The 25,882-nt window shown below is 53.9% G+C and carries 32 protein-coding genes and 1 riboswitch; of the genes, 15 read left to right on the forward strand and 17 right to left on the reverse strand.

All coding sequences use genetic code 11. The annotated features are described in order from the left end of the window. Positions 1 to 34: 34 nt before the first annotated feature. Positions 35 to 1,345, reverse strand: coding sequence for an ATP-dependent protease ATPase subunit HslU (gene hslU, locus FIV45_RS01115; RefSeq protein WP_099472761.1), 1,311 nt, complete (start codon positions 1,343 to 1,345; stop codon positions 35 to 37). After that, complete coding sequence (gene hslV, locus FIV45_RS01120; protein ID WP_099472812.1) at positions 1,342 to 1,908, reverse strand: ATP-dependent protease subunit HslV; 567 nt, start codon at positions 1,906 to 1,908, stop codon at positions 1,342 to 1,344. The genes hslU and hslV overlap by 4 nt, the downstream gene beginning before the upstream one ends. Positions 1,909 to 2,088: 180 nt before the next feature. Here hslV and FIV45_RS01125 point away from each other — a divergent pair, with 180 nt between their 5' ends. The 10 genes from FIV45_RS01125 (at position 2,089) to FIV45_RS01170 (ending at position 8,806) form a co-directional block, all read left to right on the forward strand. Then, positions 2,089 to 3,162 carry a hypothetical protein gene (locus FIV45_RS01125; protein ID WP_133118572.1) on the forward strand — a complete coding sequence of 358 codons (1,074 nt, stop codon included), beginning with the start codon at positions 2,089 to 2,091 and terminating at the stop codon, positions 3,160 to 3,162. A gap of 132 nt (positions 3,163 to 3,294) precedes the next feature. Further along, complete coding sequence (hisB, locus tag FIV45_RS01130) at positions 3,295 to 3,906, forward strand: imidazoleglycerol-phosphate dehydratase HisB (protein ID WP_099472811.1); 612 nt, start codon at positions 3,295 to 3,297, stop codon at positions 3,904 to 3,906. Positions 3,907 to 3,915: 9 nt separating this feature from the next. Next, positions 3,916 to 4,569, forward strand: a complete 654-nt coding sequence (gene hisH, locus FIV45_RS01135; RefSeq protein WP_099472757.1) for an imidazole glycerol phosphate synthase subunit HisH — start codon at positions 3,916 to 3,918, stop codon at positions 4,567 to 4,569. A 41-nt stretch (positions 4,570 to 4,610) separates the two neighbouring features. Beyond that, positions 4,611 to 5,204 carry a GNAT family N-acetyltransferase gene (locus tag FIV45_RS01140; protein ID WP_165777003.1) on the forward strand — a complete coding sequence of 198 codons (594 nt, stop codon included), beginning with the start codon at positions 4,611 to 4,613 and terminating at the stop codon, positions 5,202 to 5,204. A 14-nt stretch (positions 5,205 to 5,218) separates the two neighbouring features. Next, a complete protein-coding gene (gene hisA / locus FIV45_RS01145; RefSeq protein ID WP_099472753.1) occupies positions 5,219 to 5,965 on the forward strand; it encodes a 1-(5-phosphoribosyl)-5-[(5-phosphoribosylamino)methylideneamino]imidazole-4-carboxamide isomerase in 747 nt (248 codons plus the stop codon). Continuing rightward, the gene (gene hisF, locus FIV45_RS01150) at positions 5,958 to 6,716 is read left to right on the forward strand and encodes an imidazole glycerol phosphate synthase subunit HisF (protein WP_099472751.1); all 759 of its coding nucleotides are present in this window, start codon (positions 5,958 to 5,960) and stop codon (positions 6,714 to 6,716) included. Before hisA ends, hisF begins: the two co-directional genes overlap by 8 nt. A 10-nt stretch (positions 6,717 to 6,726) precedes the next feature. After that, positions 6,727 to 7,050 (forward strand): phosphoribosyl-ATP diphosphatase, encoded by a 324-nt coding sequence (locus tag FIV45_RS01155; RefSeq protein WP_099472749.1) that lies wholly within the window; start codon positions 6,727 to 6,729, stop codon positions 7,048 to 7,050. A 2-nt stretch (positions 7,051 to 7,052) separates the two neighbouring features. Continuing rightward, positions 7,053 to 7,430: a histidine triad nucleotide-binding protein gene (locus FIV45_RS01160; protein WP_099472747.1), complete on the forward strand. Its 378-nt coding sequence runs from the start codon at positions 7,053 to 7,055 to the stop codon at positions 7,428 to 7,430. A 269-nt stretch (positions 7,431 to 7,699) separates the two neighbouring features. Beyond that, on the forward strand, positions 7,700 to 8,227 hold the full coding sequence (locus FIV45_RS01165; RefSeq protein WP_099472745.1) for a PAS domain-containing protein: 528 nt from the start codon (positions 7,700 to 7,702) through the stop codon (positions 8,225 to 8,227). A gap of 93 nt (positions 8,228 to 8,320) precedes the next feature. Further along, the gene (locus FIV45_RS01170) at positions 8,321 to 8,806 is read left to right on the forward strand and encodes a PAS domain-containing protein (protein ID WP_165777002.1); all 486 of its coding nucleotides are present in this window, start codon (positions 8,321 to 8,323) and stop codon (positions 8,804 to 8,806) included. A gap of 29 nt (positions 8,807 to 8,835) precedes the next feature. On the opposite strand, the gene FIV45_RS01175 is transcribed toward FIV45_RS01170, so the two are convergent. Continuing rightward, positions 8,836 to 9,225, reverse strand: coding sequence for a hypothetical protein (locus FIV45_RS01175; RefSeq protein WP_133118570.1), 390 nt, complete (start codon positions 9,223 to 9,225; stop codon positions 8,836 to 8,838). A gap of 118 nt (positions 9,226 to 9,343) precedes the next feature. Beyond that, positions 9,344 to 10,330: an adenosine kinase gene (locus tag FIV45_RS01180; RefSeq protein ID WP_099472740.1), complete on the reverse strand. Its 987-nt coding sequence runs from the start codon at positions 10,328 to 10,330 to the stop codon at positions 9,344 to 9,346. A gap of 201 nt (positions 10,331 to 10,531) precedes the next feature. Between FIV45_RS01180 and FIV45_RS01185 the strand changes: the two genes are divergently transcribed. Together FIV45_RS01185 and FIV45_RS01190 are read left to right on the forward strand one after the other, a co-directional pair. Then, positions 10,532 to 11,263, forward strand: a complete 732-nt coding sequence (locus FIV45_RS01185; RefSeq protein ID WP_099472738.1) for an EI24 domain-containing protein — start codon at positions 10,532 to 10,534, stop codon at positions 11,261 to 11,263. Next, entirely contained in the window at positions 11,263 to 11,703 is a 441-nt protein-coding gene (locus FIV45_RS01190; protein ID WP_099472736.1) for a hypothetical protein, read from the forward strand. Before FIV45_RS01185 ends, FIV45_RS01190 begins: the two co-directional genes overlap by 1 nt. Positions 11,704 to 11,709: 6 nt before the next feature. Here the strand turns inward: FIV45_RS01190 and nth are convergent, their stop codons facing one another. Next, complete coding sequence (gene nth / locus FIV45_RS01195) at positions 11,710 to 12,354, reverse strand: endonuclease III (protein WP_099472733.1); 645 nt, start codon at positions 12,352 to 12,354, stop codon at positions 11,710 to 11,712. Positions 12,355 to 12,697: 343 nt separating this feature from the next. Here nth and FIV45_RS01200 point away from each other — a divergent pair, with 343 nt between their 5' ends. Further along, complete coding sequence (locus FIV45_RS01200) at positions 12,698 to 13,135, forward strand: hypothetical protein (RefSeq protein ID WP_099472725.1); 438 nt, start codon at positions 12,698 to 12,700, stop codon at positions 13,133 to 13,135. 37 nt (positions 13,136 to 13,172) lie between these two features. Here the strand turns inward: FIV45_RS01200 and dapB are convergent, their stop codons facing one another. The 11 genes from dapB to ccoN form a co-directional block, all read right to left on the reverse strand. Further along, complete coding sequence (dapB, locus tag FIV45_RS01205; RefSeq protein ID WP_204602190.1) at positions 13,173 to 13,988, reverse strand: 4-hydroxy-tetrahydrodipicolinate reductase; 816 nt, start codon at positions 13,986 to 13,988, stop codon at positions 13,173 to 13,175. 70 nt (positions 13,989 to 14,058) lie between these two features. After that, complete coding sequence (locus FIV45_RS01210; protein WP_099472721.1) at positions 14,059 to 15,042, reverse strand: hypothetical protein; 984 nt, start codon at positions 15,040 to 15,042, stop codon at positions 14,059 to 14,061. A 32-nt stretch (positions 15,043 to 15,074) separates the two neighbouring features. Continuing rightward, a complete protein-coding gene (locus FIV45_RS01215; RefSeq protein WP_099472718.1) occupies positions 15,075 to 15,260 on the reverse strand; it encodes a hypothetical protein in 186 nt (61 codons plus the stop codon). Between the two features lie 50 nt (positions 15,261 to 15,310). Continuing rightward, positions 15,311 to 15,490, reverse strand: coding sequence for a cbb3-type cytochrome oxidase assembly protein CcoS (gene ccoS / locus FIV45_RS01220; protein WP_099472716.1), 180 nt, complete (start codon positions 15,488 to 15,490; stop codon positions 15,311 to 15,313). Next, positions 15,483 to 17,696 carry a heavy metal translocating P-type ATPase gene (locus FIV45_RS01225; RefSeq protein WP_099472714.1) on the reverse strand — a complete coding sequence of 738 codons (2,214 nt, stop codon included), beginning with the start codon at positions 17,694 to 17,696 and terminating at the stop codon, positions 15,483 to 15,485. Before FIV45_RS01225 ends, ccoS begins: the two co-directional genes overlap by 8 nt. Positions 17,697 to 17,699: 3 nt before the next feature. Next, entirely contained in the window at positions 17,700 to 18,209 is a 510-nt protein-coding gene (locus tag FIV45_RS01230; RefSeq protein WP_099472712.1) for a FixH family protein, read from the reverse strand. Beyond that, complete coding sequence (gene ccoG / locus FIV45_RS01235; protein WP_099472709.1) at positions 18,206 to 19,729, reverse strand: cytochrome c oxidase accessory protein CcoG; 1,524 nt, start codon at positions 19,727 to 19,729, stop codon at positions 18,206 to 18,208. Before ccoG ends, FIV45_RS01230 begins: the two co-directional genes overlap by 4 nt. Positions 19,730 to 19,827: 98 nt before the next feature. Further along, entirely contained in the window at positions 19,828 to 20,691 is an 864-nt protein-coding gene (gene ccoP / locus FIV45_RS01240) for a cytochrome-c oxidase, cbb3-type subunit III (protein ID WP_099472707.1), read from the reverse strand. A gap of 23 nt (positions 20,692 to 20,714) precedes the next feature. Beyond that, positions 20,715 to 20,864, reverse strand: a complete 150-nt coding sequence (locus FIV45_RS01245; protein ID WP_099472705.1) for a cbb3-type cytochrome c oxidase subunit 3 — start codon at positions 20,862 to 20,864, stop codon at positions 20,715 to 20,717. Positions 20,865 to 20,875: 11 nt separating this feature from the next. Then, positions 20,876 to 21,604 carry a cytochrome-c oxidase, cbb3-type subunit II gene (gene ccoO, locus FIV45_RS01250; RefSeq protein WP_099472702.1) on the reverse strand — a complete coding sequence of 243 codons (729 nt, stop codon included), beginning with the start codon at positions 21,602 to 21,604 and terminating at the stop codon, positions 20,876 to 20,878. 19 nt (positions 21,605 to 21,623) lie between these two features. Next, complete coding sequence (ccoN, locus tag FIV45_RS01255) at positions 21,624 to 23,291, reverse strand: cytochrome-c oxidase, cbb3-type subunit I (protein WP_099472699.1); 1,668 nt, start codon at positions 23,289 to 23,291, stop codon at positions 21,624 to 21,626. Between the two features lie 295 nt (positions 23,292 to 23,586). On the opposite strand from ccoN, the gene FIV45_RS01260 reads away from it, so the two are divergent. Both FIV45_RS01260 and FIV45_RS18375 read left to right on the forward strand, forming a co-directional pair. Beyond that, a complete protein-coding gene (locus tag FIV45_RS01260; RefSeq protein WP_099472697.1) occupies positions 23,587 to 24,849 on the forward strand; it encodes a dipeptidase in 1,263 nt (420 codons plus the stop codon). 107 nt (positions 24,850 to 24,956) lie between these two features. Further along, a riboswitch (cyclic di-GMP riboswitch) is annotated at positions 24,957 to 25,043 on the forward strand. A gap of 13 nt (positions 25,044 to 25,056) precedes the next feature. Further along, complete coding sequence (locus FIV45_RS18375; protein WP_165777001.1) at positions 25,057 to 25,233, forward strand: hypothetical protein; 177 nt, start codon at positions 25,057 to 25,059, stop codon at positions 25,231 to 25,233. Here FIV45_RS18375 and FIV45_RS18550 read toward each other — a convergent pair. Continuing rightward, the gene (locus tag FIV45_RS18550) at positions 25,230 to 25,403 is read right to left on the reverse strand and encodes a hypothetical protein (RefSeq protein WP_204844782.1); all 174 of its coding nucleotides are present in this window, start codon (positions 25,401 to 25,403) and stop codon (positions 25,230 to 25,232) included. The genes FIV45_RS18375 and FIV45_RS18550 overlap by 4 nt on opposite strands. Between the last annotated feature and the right edge of the window lie 479 nt (positions 25,404 to 25,882).

Here is a 25,882-nt window from a genome sequence, read left to right on the forward strand (position 1 = left end):
GATCTGGAACCAGACCCCAAGGGCTTGTGAAATGCTACAAAATAAACTTCGACAGATCTGAGGTATCGGCGAGGTTGCCGATATGTTCGGTGACATAGGACTCGTCGATGATGACTTCTATGCCGGACTGGTCGGTGGCGTCGAAGCTGATATTGTCGAGCACCCGCTCCAGCACCGTATGCAGGCGGCGGGCGCCGATGTTTTCGACGCTGCGGTTAATTTCGGCCGACAGTTTGGCGATGGCGGCGATGCCATCCTCGGTGAAGGTCAGGGTCACCTCCTCTGTGGCGAGCAGGGCGGTATATTGCTTGATCAGGCTGAAATCAGGCTCTGTCAGGATATGCTTGAAATCCTCTTCGGTCAGGGCCTGAAGCTCAACCCGGATCGGCAGACGCCCCTGTAATTCCGGCAGCAGATCCGAGGGTTTTGCCAGGCTAAAGGCGCCGGAGGCGATAAACAGGATATGGTCGGTCTTCACCGGGCCATATTTGGTCGAAACCGTACAGCCTTCGATCAGCGGCAGCAGGTCGCGCTGCACGCCTTCACGGCTGACTTCTCCGCCGCTTTTGCCTTCGCGGCCAGCGATCTTGTCAATCTCGTCAAGAAAGACGATGCCCGATTGCTCAACCGTTTGCAGAGCTTCCTTGATCAGGCTGTCTTCATCGACCAGCTTGTCGCTTTCGTCGGCTTCAAGCACGCCCCGGGCGTCTTTCACCGTCATTTTTTTCTTTTCGGTTTTGGGCCCCATGGCCTTGCCCATGATGTCATTGAGATTGATCATGCCCATGCTGGCCCCCGGCATACCGGGAATGTCGATGGACGGCATGCCGGCGCCGGTGTTTTCGACCACGTCGACTTCAATTTCCTTGTCTTCCAGCTGTCCGTCGCGCAGCATTTTGCGGAACTTCTGGCGCGTGTCAACCCCGGCGGTTTCGCCGACCAGGGCGTCAAGAATGCGTTCCTCGGCGCTCAGTTCCGCCTTGGCGGTGACCTGGGTACGTTTCTTTTCCCGTACGATGCCGATGGCGAGTTCGACCAGATCGCGGACGATCTGTTCCACATCACGGCCGACATAACCAACTTCGGTAAATTTGGTGGCCTCTACTTTGACGAAGGGGGCATTGGCGAGTTTGGCCAGACGGCGGGAAATTTCAGTCTTGCCGACGCCGGTGGGGCCGATCATCAGAATGTTCTTGGGCAGGACTTCCTCTTTCATCTCGTCGTCGAGCTGATGACGCCGCCAGCGGTTGCGCAGGGCAATGGCGACAGCGCGCTTGGCGTCCTTCTGTCCGATGATGTAACGATCCAGTTCGGACACGATCTCGCGGGGGGAAAATGTGGTCATTTGGCTTCCAGTATTTCAACAGTCAGATTGTTATTGGTATAGACACAGATGTCGGATGCGATGCCCATGGCCTTGCGCGCCACCTGTTCCGCATCCAGATCCTGATCCAGCAGGGCCCGGGCGGCGGCCAGCGCATAATTGCCGCCGGAGCCGATGGCGAGAATACCGTCGGCGCTTTCGAGAACATCGCCGTTGCCGGTCAGCACCAGACTGACCTCCTTGTCGACGACGATCATCATCGCTTCCAGTCGCCGCAGATAGCGGTCGGTGCGCCAGTCCTTGGCCATTTCAACACAGGCGCGCAGCAGCTGACCGTTATAGCGTTCGAGCTTGCCTTCGAGCCGTTCAAACAGGGCGAAGGCGTCGGCGGTGGACCCGGCGAAACCGGCCACTACGCTGCCGTCACCAAGAGCGCGGACTTTACGGGCGTTGGCCTTGATCACCGTATCGCCGAGAGAGACCTGCCCGTCGCCGGCAATAACCACTTTGTCGCCTTTACGCACACTGATGATGGTGGTGCCGCGCCAGCTTGAACCGTTTTCGGCCTTGCGTTGTTCTGTCATAAGACGAATGCCTTTCTTAATTGTGATGATCCACATTTGGGGGATCGGGCGGGTACGGTCAAGGGTAAAGGTCAAATATATTCTTTTTGTAAGGCCTTTCAGGATGGCATGTCCATAATTTCGGCAAAGTTTTTTTGTAAGACTTTTTAAGGGGAGGGTTAACTTCCGAAAGGTGGAAAGATGAGATATTTACTAGGGGTTTTTATCGCGTTGGGAATGGGAAGTATGGCGCCGCATCTGGCGACGGCGAAAGCCAAACTGACGGTCGGGGTGGCGCCGGCGGTGCACAAGATGAGCAAATACAAAAACAGCGGGGACCTTTATCCCCTGCAAGGGCCGCTCATCCGGGTCTATAGTTCCGATGGCAAGACCTATGACAGGATTGCCAACGATAACCGGAATATGAATTTCCTTGTCGATGTCTGGGCGGTGTGCAACCGTAAAATCAGGGACCTGACATTGAACATCAATGGGGAAAGCAGGAATGTCAAATATACCAGTAACAAGGGCAAACAGGTCAAACGGCGCACAGAACATCTCAAGACGCCTTTTACCCTGCCGAAGATTGGCCTGAAACCGGCCCAGGCCTGCCGCAAGGAACTGGATAAACGGGTGGCGTTGGGGCATAAATCCCGCAACATCTGGATGAAAACCGGCTTTGTGGTGAAATATGACAATGCGTATGAGGCGAAAGTCACGGGAAGCTGTTCCGCCACGCTCGGCAGGGGCGACATAGAGGTGGAGAAAACAGCACTGCCGGTATGGATCATCTGCGAGGCGGTCAAGGGCGGGCAACAGCCCAAACAGGACAAGGGACAACCGGCGCGCCCAAAATTTCCCGCCAAACCTGTCAAGCCGGTCAAGCTGGATCTGAGCCTGAAGGTCATCCCGGCAGTGGTGCAGAAGTGCCCGGCGTCCTTGAAATTTACCGGAAAAATAAAGTCAACTGGCGCGGGGGTGGTGCGCTACCGTATCGTGGGCAGAGACGGCGTGAAGGCCTGGCAGACACCGGTCAAGACCGTGAAGTTTGATCGGGCGGGCATCCGGAACCTGTCGAGCTGGACCCATCATTATCATCCTCCCGGGCCGGCGGGAAATCTGACCGTTCAGCCCCCCGGAAGAGAGAATATGGTGAAAGGCAGCGCCCGGATCGTGATGGTGGAAAAACCTGACGGGGCCAGTGTGATCGGGGGGGCAACCACATACAGGATATGGTGCAATGTCCCGCCGGATCGGTTGCGTATGAATCGCTGACGGTCAGATGAGGTAAGCAGCACTGTGGGGATTTCCGCCGGGGGAGGGGGAATGTTTTGTTGGTTTTTTTCTGGACTGCTGCTATATGTTGGCCACAGCCAGATAAATGCCAACAAAAATGTGGAGATTGTGATGCGTATAGCCACGCGTGAACGCAATACCAAGGAAACCGAGATCAGTGTTTCGGTGAATTTGGACGGACAGGGAATTTATGATGTGGAAACCGGAATCGGCTTCCTTGATCATATGATGGAACAGTTGAGCCGTCATAGCCTGATCGACATTACCCTGCGCGCCAAGGGCGATCTGCATATTGACTATCACCATACGGTGGAAGATGTCGGTATCATCCTGGGTCAGGCCATGAAGGACGCCATGGGTGATCTGCGCGGCATTACCCGTTACGGCAATGCCATCATTCCCATGGATGAATGTTCGACCCGGGCGTCGATCGATATTTCCGGTCGCCCGTTTCTGGTCTGGAAAGTAAATTTCACCCGTGACAAGCTTGGCGAAATGGATACGGAACTGTTCCAGGAATGGTTCCGGGCATTTGCCTTTGGCGCCGGGGTTACCCTGCATGTGGAAAATATGTACGGCGAGAATAATCACCATATCATCGAATCCAGTTACAAGGCTCTGGCGCGCGCATTGCGTCAGGCGCTGGACGTGGACCCGCGCAAGGCCGACGCTCTGCCGTCGACCAAAGGCGTGATCGGCGATAAGTCAGATTTGGCGAAATAGGCGCATAACATGACGATTGCGATCATTGATTACGGTTCGGGCAACTTGCGTTCGGCGGAAAAAGCCGTGCTGCGGACGGTGCAGGACCTGGGGCTCGACCGGGAAGTTCTGGTGACCTCCGACGCGGATCGGGTGGCCGGCGCGGATCATATTCTTTTGCCGGGTGTCGGGGCCTTTGGCGATTGCATTCGCGGGCTTCGGGCCGTGGACGGCATGGTGGATTGTCTGAACCAGCGGGTGATTCAGGGCGGCGTTCCCTTTCTGGGAATTTGTGTCGGTATGCAGTTGATGGCGGAAGAGGGACATGAACATGGCATTTTCCAGGGGTTGGGATGGATCACGGGCCAAATCAAGCCGATTACCGTTTCGCAAGACCTCAACCTGAAAGTCCCCCATATGGGCTGGAATGAAATCAGAATTTCCCCCGGGCAGGCGGGGCACCCCCTGCTTGACGGTTTGACGACGGGTGACCATATGTATTTCGTGCACAGCTACCAATATGATAATATTGACGAGTCTCAGGTGATGGCCACCACGGATTACGGCGGGAATATTCCGGCCGTAGTGGGACGGGACAATCTGTTTGGCACCCAGTTTCACCCGGAAAAAAGCCAGCAGGCGGGTCTGCGCCTGATCGGTAATTTTCTGAAGTGGCGGCCATGATGTGAGGCCTGCATGCTGGTCCCCAGTTGAAAGGTAAAATGATGTCGAAAAATAACATAGAGCAAGCGGAACTCCCGTTAGGCGGAGAATTTTCTGAAGCGGTGGTACAGCCGCCCGGTCCCCGGCTTGATGTGCAATTCGTTGAATATCTCGACAATGTTGAACTGATGCAGCTTTGTGAAGTGACCCGGGAATCGATTTCTGTCGGGGAAAGCTTTAACTGGATTAATATGCCGGAAGAAAAGACGTTGGAAAATTACTGGAAAGGTGTCGTGCTGATGCGCGAAAGAAGCCTGTTTTTGCCGCGTCTTGACGGCCAGATCGCCGGGTCCTGTCAGTTGGTGCGTCCGCCGGCCAGCAATGAAGTGAGCGCCTTCCGGGGAGAGGTGGTTAATTTCTTTCTTGCCCCCTGGGCGCGGGGCCACGGGCTTGCCAAGGAAATGATCAGCCGGGTACAGGACTACGCGGTGGTACATGGGTGCCGGTCACTGGAATTTTCCGTGCGCAGTGATCAACTGGCGGCGATCTCAGTCTGTGAATGGCTGGGCATGGAACGCTGGGGCACGAAAAAGCGCTTTGCCTTCGTTAATAATCAATTTATCTCCGGATATTTCTATACCAAGGATCTGGATTAAGGGTTTTAAGTTCTATGTTGTTATATCCTGCAATCGATCTGAAAGATGGTCAGTGTGTACGTCTGTTCAAAGGCGAAATGGATCAGGCCACGGTGTTTAATGACAGTCCGGCCGACCAGGCGGTCCAGTTTCAGAATGCCGGGTGTGAATGGCTGCATCTCGTCGATCTTAACGGCGCCTTTGCCGGCAAGCCGGTCAATGGCGATGCGGTTGAGGCGATCCTGAAGAATACGACGGTTCCGGCGCAACTGGGCGGCGGCATCCGGGATTTGAAAACCATTGAAACCTGGCTCGACAAGGGCCTGCAACGGGTCATTCTCGGCACAATTGCGTTGCGTGATCCGGCGCTGGTGGTGCAGGCGGCGAAGGAGTTTGCCGGTCATGTGGCGGTGGGCATTGATGCCCGCGGCGGCATGGTAGCCGTGGAAGGCTGGGCGGAAACGTCTGATATGAGCGCGATTGATCTGGGACGTAAATTCGAGGACGCCGGCATCTCGGCGATCATTTACACCGATATTGACCGGGACGGCACCATGCAGGGTGTCAATGTCCAGGGCACCGTTGATCTGGCGCAGGCGCTGAGCATTCCGGTGATCGCGTCGGGCGGGGTATCCTGTATTGAAGATCTCGAAAAGCTGAAGACGGCGGCCGATCAGGCCGGGGTGGCGCTTGACGGGGCGATTTCCGGGCGGGCGCTTTATGATGGCCGGCTTGATATCGCGGCGGCTATCGCGTTGTTGAAAGGCAATAGCCATGCTTAAAGCCCGCATTATTCCCTGTCTTGACGTCAAGGACGGCCGGGTGGTCAAAGGGGTTAATTTTATTGGCCTGAAAGATGCGGGTGATCCGGTGGAACAGGCGGTGCTGTATGATCAGGCCGGGGCGGATGAACTCTGCTTTCTCGATATTACGGCATCAAGCGATAACCGCGGCACGATTCTTGATGTTGTGCGGGCGACGGCGGACAAATGTTTCATGCCATTGACCGTCGGGGGCGGGGTACGCACGGCAGAAGATGTTCGTAATCTTCTGCTGGCCGGGGCGGACAAGGTGTCGGTGATGACGGCGGCGGTCAAGCGACCGGAACTGGTGCGCGAACTGGCGGAAAAATTTGGATCACAATGCATTGTGGTCGCCATTGATGCGAAGTCGGTGGGGCCGGATAAATATGAGGTCTTCACCCACGGCGGCCGCACCGCGACAGGGATCGATGCGGTGGCCTATGCCCAACAGGTGGCGGCGTATGGTGCGGGTGAAATTTTACTGACCTCCATGGACCGGGACGGGACAAAGGCGGGTTTTAATCTTGAACTGACCCGCGCCATCGCCGATAGTGTTGCGATACCGGTGATTGCCTCCGGCGGGGTGGGTACGTTGGAGCATCTGGTGGAAGGGGTGCGGGACGGTCATGCCAGTGCGGTCCTGGCGGCGTCTATTTTTCACTTCGGTGAATATACCATTGCGCAGGCGAAACAATATATGGATCAGGCTGGTATTCCGGTCAGATTATAGGAAGAACACGATGAATAACGCGGAAATACTGGACAGCCTGGCACAGGTGATCGCAGCGCGCAAAGGCGGGGATACCAGCCGCAGTTATGTGGCGAAGCTGTTTGCCAAGGGCACCAAGAAAATCGCCCAGAAGGTCGGCGAAGAAGGGGTTGAAACCGCCCTGGCCGCCGTGGCCGGGGATCGGGACGAGGTGATTTCCGAGTCCGCCGACCTGCTGTTTCATCTGATGGTACTGTGGTCCCAGATGGATGTTGCGCCGGAAGAGGTGTTGCAGGAACTGGCCCGCCGGGAAGGCGTTTCCGGCATCGACGAAAAGAATTCACGAAAGGACTGATCATGATCCCGAATTATACCACTTATGATTCCGAGAATATTTTTGCCAAAATCCTGCGCGGGGAAATTCCCTGTAACAAGGTCTATGAGGATGACCACGCGCTGGCCTTTCATGATATCAACCCCCAGGCGCCGGTTCATGTGCTGGTGATCCCCAAAGGGGCCTATATCAGTATGATGGATTTCACCGCCGAGGCGCCAGCAGAACTGATCACCGGTTTTTTCCGCGCCGTCGGTCATGTGGCCCGCGACCTCGGGCTGGAAGATGCGGGCTATCGCATGCTGGCCAATGCCGGGGCTGACGCGCATCAGGAAGTACCGCATTTGCATATTCATCTGTTTGGGGGGCGTAAGCTCGGTCCGATGTTGATGCCGCAATAGGCCTTATCCCGGGATTTTAAGGGCCGGGGGGCGGAAAAACGCGACTGATTCTCTGGGGAAACTCAAACCATAATTGAGACTTCAAGCATATTCTTGCGCAAATGTGGTGCTCAAGGGCGTAATGTTTCGTCTTTTTCACTATATAAGGTAGAAATAATATTAAAGGTATTTTTTCCTTGAAAGTGGGAGTTTGCGCTCTATAGTCCCGGCCAATTCAGTAGAGTTACTGCACGGGCCGGCGTAAAAGCCCAGATCTTTGAGGTTGTGAGATGTTGAAATCAAATAGAACGTCCATCGTGAAAATCGATGAAGTCGGAGATCTGGATCATATTCCGGTGTCTGAATTGCGGGCGTTATATAATTATTGGTGCGCGAAAAAAGGTGATCGTGTGATGCCGAGCCGTAGTGATATCCGGCCAGCTGAAATTGTTGATCTGCTGCCCAAGGTGGGGTTGATCGATGTTGAACATGCGCCGCGCCGATACCGGCTCAGGTTACTGGGTACGGAAGTGGTTTTGGCATTGGGTCAGGAAATGACGGGAAAATACCTAGACGAGATTAGCCCGAGCGGTAGCGGGATGGCGCGATTGAACAAGCTGGTCGAACATAAGGCCGGTTATTACGTGACGTCTCAGCTGGACTGGATGAACCGGGGATTTCAAAAATATCAGGCCGTTTTTCTTCCCTTGGGGGACGAAAAGGGAGTGGTTAACATGATTCTGTGCGGTATGCGGCCTTATTTCCAGAAAGGCTACGTGCAAGGACAGGGCGTTGCGGTCGGCCCGAACAGGCTGTGATTTTTCCGGCCTCTTCACACTACATTAATATATTCTAATGTAAAATACCGCCTGAGAGGGGGGTATTTTTTGTATACTAAGATGGGGTCCGGAATGCTTATTGATAATGTGAACCTTGTGGATATTCCCGAGGGCTGTTTGAAGAAGGTGTTTCAATATTGGAGCAGTAAGAAAGGCGATCGGCTGATGCCGTCGCGATCTGATCTTAAACCGGAAGAATTTCACCGTCTTTTGCCTCAGGTGGTTTTGGTCGATGTTGAAATGGACCCGGTCAGATACCGCGCCCGTTTGGTGGGTACGAAGGTCGTCGAAGCGATCGGCCAGGATTTTACCGGCCTTTATTTTGACAGTTTTCCGGACATTGGATTTCTGGTTGACCGGTTTAATTCATTGGTTAGAACCCGACGCCCCTATCTGGTCAATGATAATGTGCAGTGGCCGGAAAAGTCGTTCCTGGAATATTATGGTCTTGCTTTGCCTCTGTCTGATAACGGCAGGGACGTTAATATTATTCTTTTGGGGATGTATTACCCAATTCAGGATCACAAAGGGTCAGAAAGCCTGACCGCGCGGGTATAACAGCCCACGCGGCCAAATAGCGGTTTTACTTAGTTTGTTGTGTCTTTTTTCTCGGCTGCCGGTTCGGCAGGGGCCGCCGCGCGGGCTTTATAGGCGCGAATGGTTTCATTCATTTTATTGGCGACCATGGTTTCCAGAGCGTAGGCCGCGTCGAACAACTGATCCCATTCGGCCAGTTGTGCTTCTGTGGCGACATCGCCAATGGCGGCTTTTTCCGTAGAGATACAGTTCTGGAAATTCTTGATTGCCGGCTGGAAATCTTTTTTGATGGTGGACAGGGCGGCAAGAATTTCTTCTTTCGGCGCGGTTTTGCCATCTGGAATCGCTGGAGCGAGAGGTGCGCGACATTGGGTGGCCGCCTGGCCGGCGGTGGAGAGAACGAGAAGACCCAGTATAGAGATCATAATTTTGCGCATCACAGACATCATCCTTATCTTTTATGTTTCGGGGTCATTTTTCACGGACCGCCGCGTCGGGTCAAGTATAAAACAGCATTTTTGTGTTTTTTTCAGGGCGCGGACGCCCGCGCGCGCTTGTTTAGAGATGGTCGCGCATATAGTCTTTCAGAATCACATCCGGGCGCGCGCCCATATGGGTGATGACTTCACTGGCGGTCAGGTTGCCCATGTTGCCGCAGGTGGCGAGGTCTTCGCCGCGGGTGTAGCCATGCAGAAATCCGGCGGCGAACAGGTCGCCCGCGCCAGTGGTGTCGACCAGGCGGTCAACGCTGCGGCCCGGGACTTCAATGATTTCTGTCGGACTGGCGATGACGCATCCTTTGGCGCTGCGGGTGATGGCGGCGATGTCGCAATGCTGCTGTACGGCGGCCAGGGCGACGGAGATGTCCTGGGTATCATAAAGCATCAACAGTTCATCTTCATTGGCGAAAAGAATATCAATTTCATGTTCGGCGAGCTGAAGAAATTCCGCCTTATGCCGGCCGACGCAAAAGCTGTCCGACAGGCTGAGAGATGTTTTGCGTCCGGCGGCATGAGACAGCGTCATGGCCTTGCGGAAGGCGGCTTTTGCCTGTTCCGGGTCCCAGAGGTAACCTTCCATGTAAGTGACGCTTGATGCGGCGACCAGATCAGGATCAATATCGTCTTCGGTCAGATTGACGCAGGCCCCGAGATAGGTGCACATGGTGCGTTCGGCATCGGGGGACACCATCACCAGACAACGGGCGGTCGATACGCCGCTGGTGTCCTTGGTTGTCGAAAATTCAATGCCGAGAGATTTGATGTCATGGTCAAAAACATGACCGAGCTGATCATCCTTGGTCTTGCCGATATAGGCGCTTTTACTGCCGAGGGATGCCAGACCGGCGATGGTATTGGCGGCGGATCCACCTGAACATTCAATGGCCTGGCCCAACTGTCCGTATAGCCGTTCCGATGTTGCCTCATCGACCAGCTGCATGCTGCCCCGGGGAATATCATGTTCGGCGAGGAAAGAGTCCTCAATATGAACCAGAACATCAACAATGGCGTTGCCAATACCAAGAACATCAAACTTTGAGGTCATAACATAACTCTATCTATATATGTATTTATGTGAATTTACTGCCGAAGTATAGGGAGGAGGGAGGGGCATGCAAGGGATAAATGCGCCGCTTAAAAAAAACATGCCTTGTCTTTTCATAAAATTGCCCCATATTTTCTGGTACAGGTTTAGTAACGCGGGGTGGTGACGCGGGGGTAGTAGCGGGACAACAGGAAAAAATACGTGAAAAATGTGATAACGTCTCTGGAGCGGACTTTAAACCAACTCTTTGATCCGGCTTTCCTCAAGGTTTTTATCTGGGGCATTCTGACCACACTCGTGGCGATTGCCATTACCTGGGCGCTGGCTTCACATCTCAAAAGCCAGATTGTCCTGACCCAGTTTGATTGGCAGTGGGTCAATGACGCTTTTCAGTGGCTGCTGGAAGTCGACTGGATATTCAATGTTATTTTCTTCTTTTTAATGGGCATTTTCTTTCCCCCGATCGCCACGGTTTTCATGTCACTGTATCTGGATGATATTGTGGATGCGGTAGAAGGCAAATATTATACGGACCGCCTGGCCGGAAAGCGGTTGGGTATGGGACATCTGGCCTATCTGGCGATCCGGCTGGCGCTGTTTATCGTGCTGCTCAATATCGTGGTGATTCCGCTTTACATCATGTTCTTCTGGGTGCCGTTTGTGCCGTTGATCATTTTTTATACCCTTAACAGTTACCTGTTGGGCTGGGGCTATTACGAGATGGTGGCGGTCCGCCATCTGGGCATCAAGGAAGCCGGACGTCACCGCAAGTCCATTCGCGCCCAGGTTCTGATCGGGGGCTTTGCCGTGACCTTGCTTTATTCCGTGCCGGTATTGAATCTGGCGGCCCCCATTCTCGGGGCGGCGATCCTGACCCATATTTTTCATTTGTCGTTGCAGCAGCCCCGCTTTGCAGAAAGCGCGGTGATTTGATGCGTGTATTTGCTGTATGTCTTTCTGTCGGCTTTCTTGCCGCCTGTCAGGGGGCGCCCGCACCCGTGGTGGAAACCGCGCCGCCGGCACCTGTGGTGATTGAGGCCCAGACACCGCTGCCAGTTGAACCTGCGCCAGAGCCCCGCTTTGTCATCAATAATATTATGAATCTGGCGCGGGGCACATTGCGGGATATTCTCGGCGATGCGTCGCTTGTCCGGAAGGAAAAGGACGCGGAGGTCTGGCTCTACCGCAATGATCATTGCGTGATGCATCTCTATTTCTACCCCAATGACAATGATGATTATCGCCTTGAATATGTCAATACCCGGGGGGTGGGGCTGTCCCTTGACAATCCGACGGTGTCGCCGAATGCCTGTCTTGACAGCCATCTGCTTGCCACGCCACAAACGCCCGGTGGCAAGGCGGTTCCGGAGTAATCCGGTTCATAGCGGGTCGAGGACGGTTTTTTTCTTGTATGAACAGAGATCCTCGACCGGGCAGATAGGGCAGTTGGGTTTGCGGGCCTTGCAGATATAGCGCCCGTGCAAAATCAACCAGTGATGGGCGTGGCGAAGATATTGTTTGGGAATGGCCTTTTCCAGTTTCTTTTCCACAGCAAGAGGCGTTTTGCCCGCCGCCATGCTGGTGCGGTTGCCAACCCGGAAGAGATGGGTATCGACGGCGATGGTGGGCTGACCGAAGGCGATGTTGAGCACCACATTGGCGGTTTTGCGGCCGACACCAGGCAGCTTTTCCAGGTCTTCTCTGTTTTCCGGCACCACACCGTTAAAATCATCAACCAGAATCTGCGCCGCCTTTATGACATTCTTGGCCTTGGTATTATAAAGCCCGATGGTCTTGATGTAATCCTTCAGGCGCGTTTCGCCGAGATCCAGCATATCCTGAGGGGTGGAGACCACCTTGAACAGGTCCTTTGTGGCCTTGTTGACCCCGATATCTGTGGCCTGTGCCGACAGGGCGACGGCGACCAGAAGGGTATAGGGATTGGTGTAATCCAGTTCCCCCTGAGGTTCCGGATCGCGTTCTTCAAGACGCCGGAAAAATTCGACAATATCAGCTTTTTTCATGTTTCCTCCCTTTGGGACGGGCAGTTTACCCTCTGTTCGGGAGGAAGAAAAGCAGAATGAAAATATTAGTCCATTTGGATTATTTACAAAAGATGTATATGCCTATATTATAATACCTGTAAGTTCTTATTATCAGGAATTTGGCCCCTCTCGTTGTCGAGGGTTTGGTTTTTTTTACAGTTCTCATTTTAGGCTAATTTTGTGACGTGCCCTCCTTGTGGCGGGCAGCGGCTGTTGTTTTATAATCCTACCAGGGCGCATGAGCGTCTTGACGGTGGCAAGTCCGTTCAGGTGAAAAGGAGAGCCATGAAACGCAAACAGCAGAAAGAAGCAGGAGAATATTATGAGTGCAGAGGCTTTATATGATAATCTACGCAGTTTCTTACGGGTGACCCACCGTTTGGTGGCAAAGCAGGGCAACGACATCAATGTCGGCGAACGCTTTACCTTACGCATCACGGGCAGTAATACCGCCTATTCCGCCAATCTGGTGGGCAAACCGGACATCGTGTTTCGCAATCCGCGTTTGTTTATTGAAGGCACGCAATTTGCTACGCCTGTCGGGGGGACTGGCTGGCATTCACTGCCGGATGACGTATTGTTGCCGGGCGAGGGAAGTTCTGTTGAAATTGAGTTTACTGCAGACGATGATTTAAGTTTCTTCCCGGATATTTTCGGGGTTGAGCGGGTGGCGCGGGTGTTTATTCGCGCTGATCTGGACATTAACCGTTATTTCGAAATGTGGGGTGTCAACAACCTGCATCAGGAAATCGACCATTAAAGCCGTTCGGACGAGCGGGGCCCTGGTTCCGCTCTTCCTAGTCTTTCGGCAGGTCCAACACATCAAACATGTCATAAAGACCGGGATCTTGCGTGGTCGCCCAGAGGGCCGCCTTGACGGCGCCGCGGGCGAAGATAGCACGGTCTCCGGCCTTGTGGGTAAGTTCAATCCGTTCGTCATAGGCGTTAAAACTCACGGTGTGTTCGCCGGCCACATTGCCGCCGCGCAACGTCGCGAAGCCGATATCACCGCGGGTGCGTTCGCCGGTGATGCCGTCGCGGACTTTATCGGCGACCGTTTCAAGATCGACACCGCGTCCTTCGGCCGCGGCCTTGCCGAGGCTTAAGGCCGTGCCGGAAGGGGCGTCGACCTTATGGCGGTGATGCATTTCGAGAATTTCGATATCAAAATCCTCATCGAGCAGCCGGGCTGCCTGTCGGGTCAGATGGAACAGAAGATTGACCCCGAGCGAGAAATTTGACGCATAGACCACCGGGGTTTTCGCGGCGGCGGCCTGCAGGGCTTTTTCCTCGTCCGGCGTCATGCCGGTGGTGCCGGCGATATGGATTGTTTTATGCTGCGCGGCATAACCCGCATGCAGAACCGTTGCCGTCGGGCAGGTGAAATCAATCACAACATCGGAAATCCGGAACAGCTCTTCCGCATCTTCGGTAACGGTGAGAGGGGTTTCGAGACCAGTCACGGGATGGCGCAAAGGCTTGCCCATATGAGGACTGCCCTGACGTTCTGTGCCGCCACTGAGGGTGGCGGAATCATTATCCAGAACCGCGCCGACAAGCGCCTGGCCCATGCGTCCGCCGCAGCCGACAATTCCGATTTTCACTGTGGTCATGGTCATCTCCCTTGTGTCAGTCTATTATGTAAACGATTGGGATCATAATGGGAAGGGGGGAATGGTGATGTTATTCGGGGGGACGATCCTCGAGACTTATAGCCTTGTCCGCCGCCAACAGGCCTGCAATCAGTTCGGCATAATTCAGGAGCAGGTTTTCATACTGAATATTGAGGGATTTCAAATCGGCATATTTCAGGACGAAAAGGTCGCCGAGTATGGGGGTGAAGGGCAGACGGGACCGATAGCGCCTTTTTGACGCGCCCCGCAGAATAATCCGGTCAAGAAGACCGTTGGAATCAAAGTAAAAATCGTCGATATAGCCCTTGAGAATATAGCTTTCGTTATTGATGTCGGTTACCACATCACAGGAAACCTGGATATAATCGGCGAGAGTGTTCTTGTGGGTATTCGGATTTTCGGCCTCCAAGACCTTGATTATATCAGTGATGGCATGTTCAATTTTTAAATATTTGCCTATTGTGTGAAGCGAGTCTTTCCACTTGTCCTTACTTGTGAGTACCCCCAGTAAGTCCCGGATTTCCAGGGCGGTAAGCCGACCAGAACGGATGTTCTGATCCCGGCCTTTCAGGAGGTTAAACCAGGGCATGTCGAAGCTAAAGAAGAAGGCGAGTATTTTCTGGGAGGCGGTGGGTTTTTCGCCTTCGGCCCAATCCAGGTTATGTTTCAGAACAAAATATTGCGTCACGTGGCCAAGCAGCAAGGCGACCAAATATTGTGACATGAAATAAAGAAAGATGGGCAGGGGCTGCATTGTATTCTGCAAATCGATATGATCATACCGACCCATCATCAGGGCGGCGAGGCTATTGATGTCCACGCGATGAATAAAGCCCACGCCGTGAAGGGCATGGCATATCGCGAACCAGACCAGATGGAAAAAGGCGGCATAGATGATGGCTTTTGTGGTGGTGACGGCGAAAGGGGCGTAATTGAGCGGCGCCCCTTCGGCGCGGTTATAGGCATTGATGAGAATATATCCCGGCAGCAGGGACAGCATAAAGATTACGGCGGGCAGAGCAATGCTACCCATGGGCGGTTACATGGAATAAAAGAGGGGAGGATTCAGCCAGCTTTGCGGGCGATGATATTCTGGACAATTGCGTTAAGGTCAATATCTTCCCCCGTAATTTTCAACCGCTTCCCGGCGAATTTCCGTGCCCGTCCGGTCGGCTGCGCCAGTCTGATCGACTGCCGACCTTCGGCGGTGCGGTATATTTCGTCAATTTTAGCGCCTCTGTAAGCTCTCATTTTGTCACATTCCCTGGTAATTCTGCGGCAAAGTATAGCAAGATCGGGCGCTATTTTCCAGTTTTATCCTTTTCCTGGTCTTTTTCGATCTCGTCTTCTTCGAACAACGCGCGGTAGGAGGCGCCGTCAAGATCGTCATACTGACCCGTGCGCATGGACCAGAGAAAGGCCCCGAGACCGATCAGGCCGAGAAAAAGCGCGATTGGAATCAGGAAAATAAGACTATCCATTGGAGGAGCTACCTTTGCTGTGGAACAATTTATCCAGATTGAGCCGCAGGGCATTGGCGGTGACCACGATCGAGGAGGCGGACATGGCGATGGCGGCAATCAGGGGGGTCAGCAGGCCAGCGGCGGCAAAGGGCACCGCAATCATGTTATACAATGCGGCGAGAGCGAAATTGATGAAGACCAGTCGGCGACTGGATTTTGCCACCTGATAGGCGCGGACAATGGAATCAAGGCTTTGCGACTGGAAAATAAAGTCGGCGGCATTCTGACTGACATCGGCGGCGGTGGATGGCGAGATGGAGACATAGGCGGCCGCGAGCGCCGGCGCGTCATTCAGTCCGTCACCGACCATCAGGATCTTGTGGCCTTGCGCTTTGAGAGTTTCCAGCCGATCAATTTTGTCCTGGGGCTTTGCGGCGCCGAGGAAATCGGTAATGCCGAGTTTACCTGCCACGTCGGTGACCACATCGGGGCGGTCACCGGACAGCAGAAGCACATTAAACCCTTTTTTCTGAAACCAGGCGACCACCTGATCGGCATCCTTGCGCAGACGGTCCTGAAAGGCGAGGAAGACCGGGGTTTCGTCCCCGACCTTGAGCCAGAGTTCGCTATAGCGGGTATTTTCCTGCATGTCCGGCGGCACGGCACACCAGTCGCGATTGCCCAGGCGCACTTCTTTACCGTCAAGGGTGGCGCGCAGGCCCATGCCGGCTTCTTCAAACAGGGGGCTGCTGGTGGCGACGGTGGGGATATCCCGTTCATGGCAGGCGACAATCAGAGCCCGGCACAGGGGGTGGGTCGAGGTCTTGGCCAGACTTGCCGCCAGTTCCAGCGCCTTGGGGTCAACGTCATCGCCGTTGGCGATTTCCGGCTGCCCCAGGGTCAGGGTGCCGGTCTTGTCAAAGGCGATGGTGTCCACTTCCGCCAGCCGTTCCAGGCCGTCCGGGGCTTTGACCAGAATGCCGTTTTTAAACAGACGGCTCGAGGCGACGATCTGCACCACCGGAACGGCAAGGCCGAGCGCACAGGGGCAGGTGATGATCAGAACGGCAATGGCTGTGGTCAGCGACTGTTGCCAGCCGACCGTGCTGAGCAGCATCCAGCCGAGGAAGGTGAAAAGCGCCAGAAGATGCACGGCGGGCGCATAAATCTGCGCCGCCTTGTCGGCGAGGCGGACATATTTCGCCCGGCCCTGTTCGGCGGTTTCCATCAGACCAATGATTTCATCAAGCAATGTCTTGCCGCTGAGCGCCGTAATGCGAATGTCGAGCGCGCCGCTGATGTTGGTGGTGCCGGCGAAGACCTTGTCCTCTATGGTGACTTTGACCGGCAGGGTTTCGCCGGTGACCAGGCTGGTGTCCACTTCCGACAGGCCACCGAGGATCACGCCGTCTACAGGAATGCGTTCTCCGGCGGCGACCCGCACGGTCTGGTCGGTGCAGAGCAGCTCAATCGGACAGTTTTCGGTCTCGCCGTCTTCCCGCACGAGGGTCGCCTTGTTGGGGCGATAGCTCATCAGGTTATGGGCGGTGGCGCGGGCGTGATTGCGCATTTTCTTGTCGAGAAAGCGCCCGATCAGCAGAAAAAACAGCAGCATCACCGCTGCATCGTAATAGGTGTCTTCCCCGTGGGTCAGGGTTTGCATGACGCTCATGCCCAGCGACAGGATCACGGCCAGTGAAATCGGCACATCCATATTGAGGGTGCGGGCCTTGAGCGCGCCCCAGGCGGATTTGTAAAACGGCATGCCGGCGACGACCGAGGCCGGCAGGGCGATCAGGGCCGAGATCCAGTGGAAGAAGTTGCGGGTCTGGTCGCCCATTTCGCTGCCGTCCCAACTGGAAATCGATAACAACATGATATTCATCATGGCAAATCCGGCGATGCCCAGGCAGATCAGCAGCCAGCGCCCTTCTTTGTCCCCCGCCGCGGCGGAGGGGTCATCCTTGAACAGGTAGCCCTTGAAGCCGAGGTCTTTCAGGGTGTCAATGACATCATCACTGTTGGCGGAGGTATCGGGGTGGGTGCCGGACCATTCGACCGCCAGCCGTTGAGTGGTCAGATTAACCCGGGCCTGTTTGACACTGGCTTTCTTCTGCAAGGCGCCTTCGATTTCCCGGATACAGGACGGGCAATGCAGGCCTTCCACCAGAAAATGTTCTACAGAGGCGGTCTGGGCGGCGGGATATGGGGCGGCGGCGGTCATGGTTTACTTCTGTGCTTGGATGAAAATTTTATCTCTCATCTGGTATATAGCCCCCTCTGGACGGAATACAAGAACCGAGATATTCCATTGCCCGGCAGCGGGCAGGGTCAGGGGGCTGCTGTAGAGCTGATCACCGCTTTTGGTGAGGGTGATTTCCTGATCATGGATATCGGTCACCGCCCGGCTGATCTGGGCGATGACTTTTGCCGGCGGCAGATCTCCTTCCGGCCAGGTGACCTGAACATCAAGGCGATCTCCTGTCAGGCTTTGAGGACTGTAGGCCAGATCAATGGTCCAGCCCGAAGCCACCTGGGCTTCGGAGGCGGCGATGGCGTCATTATAATGCAGTCCCTTGCGATAGGCGTTATCGGTTTCCAGCCCGCCCCAGGTGCCCAGCGCGATATAGGCCATGATCCCGTTGACGGTGAAGACGATCAGAAAAAAGCCGACAAACCAGAGCAGGGCTTTTTTACCGGTAAAGGGTTTTACGGGTTTATCCGGAGAAGCCGTCATTTTTTGGGTCCCTTGAAGGTGGTTGAATTTTCACTGATGCTGTCGCTTGTCATATCCTTTGCGATAAAGGTAATGTCCAGGCTGTCGTCGGTCAGATCCTCTTTCGGCACGGCGAGATAGACCTTGACGGAACGCAGACGGTCCCGGTTCACTTCAATGATCGGCAGGCCGTCGGCGGTATGTTCCGTGACGCCTTCCACGCGCATGTCAAAATGGTCAAGTCCGGTCACCGACAGGGTGAATTTCCGGATGTCGTGGGACTTGTTGAGGATTTTCACGGTATAGCCGTTGCGGATATCGCCCGAAGACAGGGTGACAAACAGCGGATTGCGGTCGCGGAGAATATTGACCTCCAGATCGGCACGATGCATCAGACCGTGCAGCATATAGCCGCCAATCAGAATCATCAGGATGGTATAGAGCAGCGTGCGCGGCCGGATGATGCGGATTTTTTCCGGCTTTTCCTCGGCCCGGCGATCGAAATTGGCGAGACTGTCATAGGCAATCAGGCCTTTCGGACGACCGATTTTCTCCATGACCTCGTCGCAGGCGTCAATACAGAGCGAGCATTGAATGCATTCGAGCTGCATGCCGTCGCGGATATCAATCCCGGCCGGGCAGACGACCACACATTGGCGGCACTGTACACAATCGCCGCGCCCGTCCCAGCTGTCGCCCTTTTTATGGGGCGCCCGGGGTTCACCGCGATCATGGCGATACATGACGGACAAGGTTTCTTCATCCATCATCACGCCCTGGATACGCGGCCAGGGACACATATAGGTGCAAACCTGTTCCCGGGCGAACCCGCCAAGGAGATAGGTGGTGGCGGTCAGCAGACATATCCAGAAATAGGTCGTGAGCGGGGCGTCAAAATGATAGAGATCCATGATCAGGGTCGGGGCGTCATTCATGTAGAAGACCCAGGCCCCGCCGGTACAGACGGCGATGACGATCCAGACGGCATGTTTGGCGGCGCGCTTGGCCAGTTTGGACGCCGACCAGGGCGCCTTGTCGAGCTTGATCCGGGCGTTGCGGTCACCTTCGAAAAAGCGTTCGACCACGAGAAACAAGTCAACCCAGACGGTCTGGGGGCAGGTATAACCGCACCATATGCGCCCGGCCGTACTGGTGACCAGAAACAGACCAATGGCAGCGAGGATCATCAGTCCGGTGATATAATAAACTTCCTGAGGCCAGATTTCGATGAAGAAGAAATAAAACCGGCTGTTGGTGATGTCGACCAGAATGGCCTGGTCGGGGATGCCGGGGCCCCGGTCCCAGCGGATCCAGGGAGAGAAATAATAGATGCTGAGGGTCACCGCCATCACCCACCATTTGATGGTCCGGAATGTGCCGGTGGCGCGTTTGGGGTGAATTTTCTTTCGCGCGGCGTATAACGACCGTTTTTCCGCTTTGTTGACGGCTTCAACTTTGGCGCGTTTCACCTTGTGGTGGGGAATGATTTTTTCAGATTTGGCGGACTGGGGAGCGTTCGCCTCAGGTGGCGTATAAGCCATTGTGCTGTACCTTAAATGTTAAATAATACCCTATCGGATAATTCTGTCGCCGGGGCCTTGGCCTCCCCGGCAAAACGCCGGCGACGGAATTATATAGTTTACTCTCCACCTCCCAAGGTGTGAACATAAATCGCCAGGCTTTTGATGGTCGCGGCATCAAGGCGGTTTTCCCAACTGGGCATCACGCCTTTACGGCTATAGGAGATTGTGGCGATCAGGGAGTCCATGTCGTCCCCGTAAAGCCAGATGCCATCGGCCAGGTTCGGGGCGCCGAAATCGCGGCTGCCTTTACCATCGGCACCGTGACAGGCGGCGCAATTTTCCTGGAACAACACCGCACCGTTTTCGGGGGCGCTTATGCTGCTGTCAGACAGGGATTTGACATAGGTGGCGACAGCGCGAATCTGGCTCTTGTCGAGGATCTCGTCTTTCAGGAAGGCCGGCATGTCGCTGATGCGGGTGTCTTCATGCACGGCGCGTACGCCGACAGTAAGGGTGTGATGGATCTCGTCAAGGGATCCCCCCCACAGCCAGTCATCGTCGTTAAGATTAGGGTACCCTTTGGTTCCCGATGCGCCGGTGCCATGACAGGCGGCGCAGTTATCGCCAAAGGCCGCCTTGCCGCCAGCGAGAGCGAATTCAAGCAGGGCAGGGGTGTTCTTGATGGTTTCCAGATCGGCGTCGAGCAGTTTCTCTGCGGAAATCTTGCGGTCTGCCTTCACGCTATCAAGTTGGGCCTTGACCACGTCGCGCTGGGAATATCCCAACATGCCTTTGGTATAGTCGCTGACCATCGGCCAGGCCGGCATGGCGATCCAGTAGCCGATCGCCCAGACGATACAGGCATAAAAGGTCCATAACCACCAGCGCGGCATAGGGGTATCCAGTTCCTTGATCCCGTCCCACTCATGTCCTGTGGTGTAGGTATCGGTGACTTCATCATATTCTGGTTCTTGTGACATTTTTAAATCCTTATACCGCCGGGTTAATCTTCATCGAGCGGGCGTCTTGCCGCTTCGGTGAATTTTGATTTGTTGGCAGGCCACAGGGCGTAGACAACGGCAACGGCGAACATACTGAAGAGGATGATCAATCCCCAGCTTTCGGCGAAATTTGCAACTTCTTGATGGGTCATCTTTTCGGCTCCTATCGATTGTTTTCTTTATCGTTGTAGATTGAGAAATCAACCAGGGTGCCCATCATCTGAAGGTAGGCGATCAGGGCGTCCAGTTCGGAAATTTTTTCCGGATTGCCGTCAAAATCGCGCACATGGGCGTCCGGATAGCGTTCTATGAAAGCATCATAATCGTCGGAGTCTTCATCCAGTTGCGCTTTCAGATCGGCCATGGCGAAGGTGATCTGATCATCGCTGTAAGGCACGCCGACCATGCGGTTGGCTTTCAGGTCTGCTTCGATCATATTAAATTGCAGGTCGTTTTCGGCCAGGAAAGGATAACCGGGCATCACGGATTCCGGCACCACGGCGCGGGGGTCCTTCATATGTTCCCGGTGCCATTCGTCGGAAAATTTATTGCCAACCCGCGCCAGATCCGGTCCGGTGCGTTTGGAGCCCCACTGGAAGGGATGGTCATACATGCTTTCGGCAGCCAGGGAATAATGGCCGTAACGTTCCACTTCATCGCGGGTCGAACGGATCATCTGGGAATGGCAGTTGTAACAGCCTTCCCGGATATAAATGTTGCGCCCGGAGAGTTCCAGCGGGGTATAGGGGCGCATGCCCTTGACCTTTTCGATGGTGTTCTCAAGATAGAACAGCGGGGCGATTTCCACCAGCCCACCAATGGAGACGGTGATCAATATTCCGATCAAAAGAATGATGGAATTTTTTTCAAAGATTGCATGTTTGAATGACATTTTCTAAAATTCCTTCTTCTTATTCTGCGGGGACGGCCTGGGCTTCAGAGACGGCGTCTCCTGCACCCTGGGCTGTTTTCCACAGATTATAAACCATGATCAGGCTGCCGATTACGAACAACAGACCGCCTGTGGCGCGGATGATATAGTAGGGATGCATGGCTTCGACGGTTTCGACGAAGGAATATTCCAGAAAGCCAAGGCTGTCATAGGCGCGCCACATCAGGCCCTGCATGATACCGGATACCCACATGGCGCAGATGTAAAGCACGATGCCGACGGTGGAAATCCAGAAATGCATATTCACCAGTTTCAGGGAATAAAGGCCCTTGCGTTTCCACAACCAGGGGAACATGCAATAGAGGGCACCGAAACTGACATAAGCCACCCAGCCAAGAGCACCGGAATGCACATGGCCAATGGTCCAGTCGGTATAGTGGCTCAGGCCGTTGACCGCCTTGATCGACATCAGGGGGCCTTCGAAGGTGCTCATGCCGTAGAAGGCGACGGAAACCACCAGCATCTTAAGAACCGGATCAGTGCGCAGTTTGTCCCAGGCGCCGCTCAGGGTCATCAGACCGTTGATCATGCCGCCCCAGGATGGCATCCACAGGATGATGGAGAAGGTCATGCCCAATGTCTGGGCCCAGTCCGGCAGGGCTGTGTAATGCAGATGATGCGGCCCGGCCCAGATGTACAGGAAAATCAGGGACCAGAAATGCACGATCGACAGACGGTAAGAATAAACCGGACGCTCCGCCCGCTTGGGGACGAAATAATACATGATGCCGAGGAAACCGGCGGTAAGGAAGAAGCCAACGGCGTTATGGCCGTACCACCATTGTGTCAGGGCGCTCTGTACACCGGAAAACAGGGAATAACTGCGCGGTTCGACAAAGGAAATCGGCATGCCGAGGTTGTTGACCAGATGCAGCATGGCGACGGTGACGATAAAGGCGAGATAGAACCAGTTGGCCACATAAATGTGGGGTTCCTTGCGCCGCCACAGGGTGCCGAGGAAAACCAGAAGATAGACCACCCAGACGATGGTCAGCCAGATGTCCACATACCACTCAGGTTCGGCATATTCCTTGCCCTGGGTAATGCCGAGCAGATAGCCGGTGGCCGCCAGAACGATGAAAAGCTGATAGCCCCAGAAAATAAACCACGGCGCAATTTCACCGGCGAGGCGGGCTTTGCTGGTGCGTTGAACCACATAAAAGGAAGTAGCGATCAACACGTTGCCGCCAAAGGCGAAAATCACAGCCGAGGTATGCAGCGGCCGCAAACGTCCGAAATTGAGCCACGGCAGATCGAAATTGAGGGCCGGAAAGGCCAGCTGCCAGGCGATGATGTCCCCGGCGAGAAAGCCGGCCACACCCCAGAAGGCGGCGGCAATGACGCCGGCCTTGATGACCGAGTCATTATAATATACGCCGCTAGGTGATTTTTCCGCTGCTACGCGTCCGCCCGTATTGAACCCGAGATTGAGGACTGCGACAATGCCAAGCACGAAGCAGACGATCATGATATAGGCGTGAATGGCCATGGGGGTCGAGGTTGTCTTGGCCGCGATGATCAGGGACAAAAGAGCGGCAATACCAAGACCCAGGGCGGAAAGCCCTTTGGCGAGGCTATTGACGGTGGGGGGGAGACTTGCAGTCAGGGAAGAGCTGGGGGCTGTCATTTTTTTAACCTGCACTTTAAATGTTAAACATTTTTCGCGTCTACATTCGGGCTAACCCGTCTGTAATATTTAAGATATTGAGCAATGTGTTCTATATATTTGAACAAGTAAGCCATCGCTGTTTTATAAACATTGATATATATCAACTTTTACAGAGGGGTCTAGGGTTTTACAATATTTTGTCGGTAAAAGATTCCCCGATCAGCAGAGTGCTTGATCAACCCGTCGTGACAGGATAAGCTTTCCTTGTATTTTCATATCAGAAAAATATAATATTTAACAGGGAAAGCAACTCATGGCTTGTGGGATACAGTTTAAATTTAACACGTTGATGGTTTCTGCTTTGGTTCTTGCCGGATTGACGGCCTGTGAAGCGGACACTGAAGAAGTATCGGTATCGGATGTCATGGAAATTCATGACCGGGTGATCACACTGGACAGCCATGTTGATATTTCATCTGACTATACTTATAAGCCCGCGTTTGATCCGGGACATCTGACCAGCATGAAGGTTGATCTGCCGAAAATGGTCGCCGGGGGATTGGACGGGGCCTTTTTTATTGTTTATGTGGGACAAACCAAGCGGACACCGGAAAATTATGCGGCGGCAAAAACCTTGGCCCTGCGCAAGTTTGACGCCATTCACCGGATGACGGGCGAACTGTATCCTGACCGCATTGGCCTGGCTTTCAGCCCGCAAGAGGTGCGGGATATCATCGATTCTGGCCGTAAAGTGGCGGTGATCGGCATTGAAAACGGCTATGTCATCGGTACGGACCTTGATCTGGTGGAAGACTATTATAACCGTGGCGCGCGTTATATGACCCTGGCCCACAATGGCCATAACGATATTTGTGACAGCGCCCAGCCGAAAGAAGATTTTGGTGATGTGGCCGCCGAACATGGCGGGGTGAGCGATTTTGGCAAGCAGGTTATCGGGGAAATGAACCGGGTCGGCATGATGGTCGATATTTCCCATGTTTCCCAGGATTGTATGGTGCAGGCCGTGAATCTGTCCCGGGCGCCGGCGATTGCGTCGCATTCGGGAGTGCGGGCATTGGCTGACCATCCGCGCAACTTGACCGACGAGCAGATGAAACTGCTGGCGGCGCGGGGCGGTGTGATGCAGTTGGTCGCCTATACCGGTTTTGTCAAGGCGGATCCCGCCCGAAACCAGGCGGAAGAAGCATTGATGAAGAAAATCGCTGCGGAGAATGGCTGGGCGGCGAATGATTATGAGAAAATAGAACTGACCCCAGCCTGGAAAACGGAACACGCCGCCCTGGACCGGAAATATCCGATCGCGACCGTGGCGGAATTTGTTGACCAGATTGATTATGCCGTGAAACTGATTGGTATTGATCATGTCGGCATCAGTTCCGATTTTGACGGCGGCGGGGGAATCACCGGCTGGGATGATGCGTCGGAAAGCCTGTCGGTGACCCGGGAATTGCTGTCCAGAGGGTATTCAGAGGCGGATATCGCCAAGATCTGGGGCGGAAATCTGTTGCGCGTGTGGGAAGAAGTAGACCGGATCGCAAGGGAAAGCGCCCCTTAGAGGGGGATGGAAACAATATTCATAAATTTTTATGTTAATCTTTACGAGGTTTTTACAGGTTTTTCGTATAATGAGGTCCAGTAGTGATAATCCGAGTATAGATTATTCTGTGACAATCGCAAACCGTCGGTAACGGCGAGACGCAAAGCTTCTGGTCCTGGTGTATGCCATTAAGGGATAGCAGAGCTACCGTAAGGAGACAAAAAAATGGCCCATACGAATACAGTGAATCCCGATGCCGATTCTTCGCATAATTTCGAATATAAAAAAGAACTGGCTTTTCAGCTGGTCAAACGGTTTGGTATGACGGCCGCCCGTCAGACCTGCATCGCCAATAAATGGGACGATGTCCTCAAGGCGGTGGATTCTGTCCGTCCACATTAAGCGTCCGGATTATCTGATCGTTTTTCACGGGTTGTGAAGAACCAGAAGCCGTCCTTGCAGGGCGGTCCGGCGACCACATTGGCGTCTATTATAAAGAGCAGATTTGACATCATTCTACCGAGAGATGATGTCAAATCTGCTCTTTTGCATTTCAGGGGGGAAATGGACATGGTTTTGTCTTCTTTATCTGTAATTGTTCCGCGACTCATTCCGGTAGCGCTATATATTTCATGCAAGATTCGGTAAGCACCATATAATTTCTGTGAAATTCGTTTTTGTAGAAGAATATTTTTCTTCTTAAATATTTTGCTTTTCAAAAGTTACTCATTTCTCTTGCTCATTCTCTAAGCCACAGTAATCACGTAACTTTTTTAAGGGTGTGTAATGTTATTTTATTACGCACTAAAAATTGAAATTCGTGTCAATGGAAAGTTTTTTTTTATTTGAGGTCAGGGAGCCCTTGTAAATTACACAGAAACTAGGATAGTGTTCCATCAGTCCAGCTGTCCGGGTTCTATCTTATAAGAAGAATGTGGGATATGGCCGGATGGGATAGTGAGGCTGACAGGCGCAAAATATAATAATCCTCGACTGAGATCGAGGGTGCTGTGTCTGGCTCACGAAATTTGAAATGTTAATGTACTCATAG

Source organism: Paremcibacter congregatus, assembly GCF_006385135.1.
Lineage (GTDB): Bacteria > Pseudomonadota > Alphaproteobacteria > Sphingomonadales > Emcibacteraceae > Paremcibacter > Paremcibacter congregatus.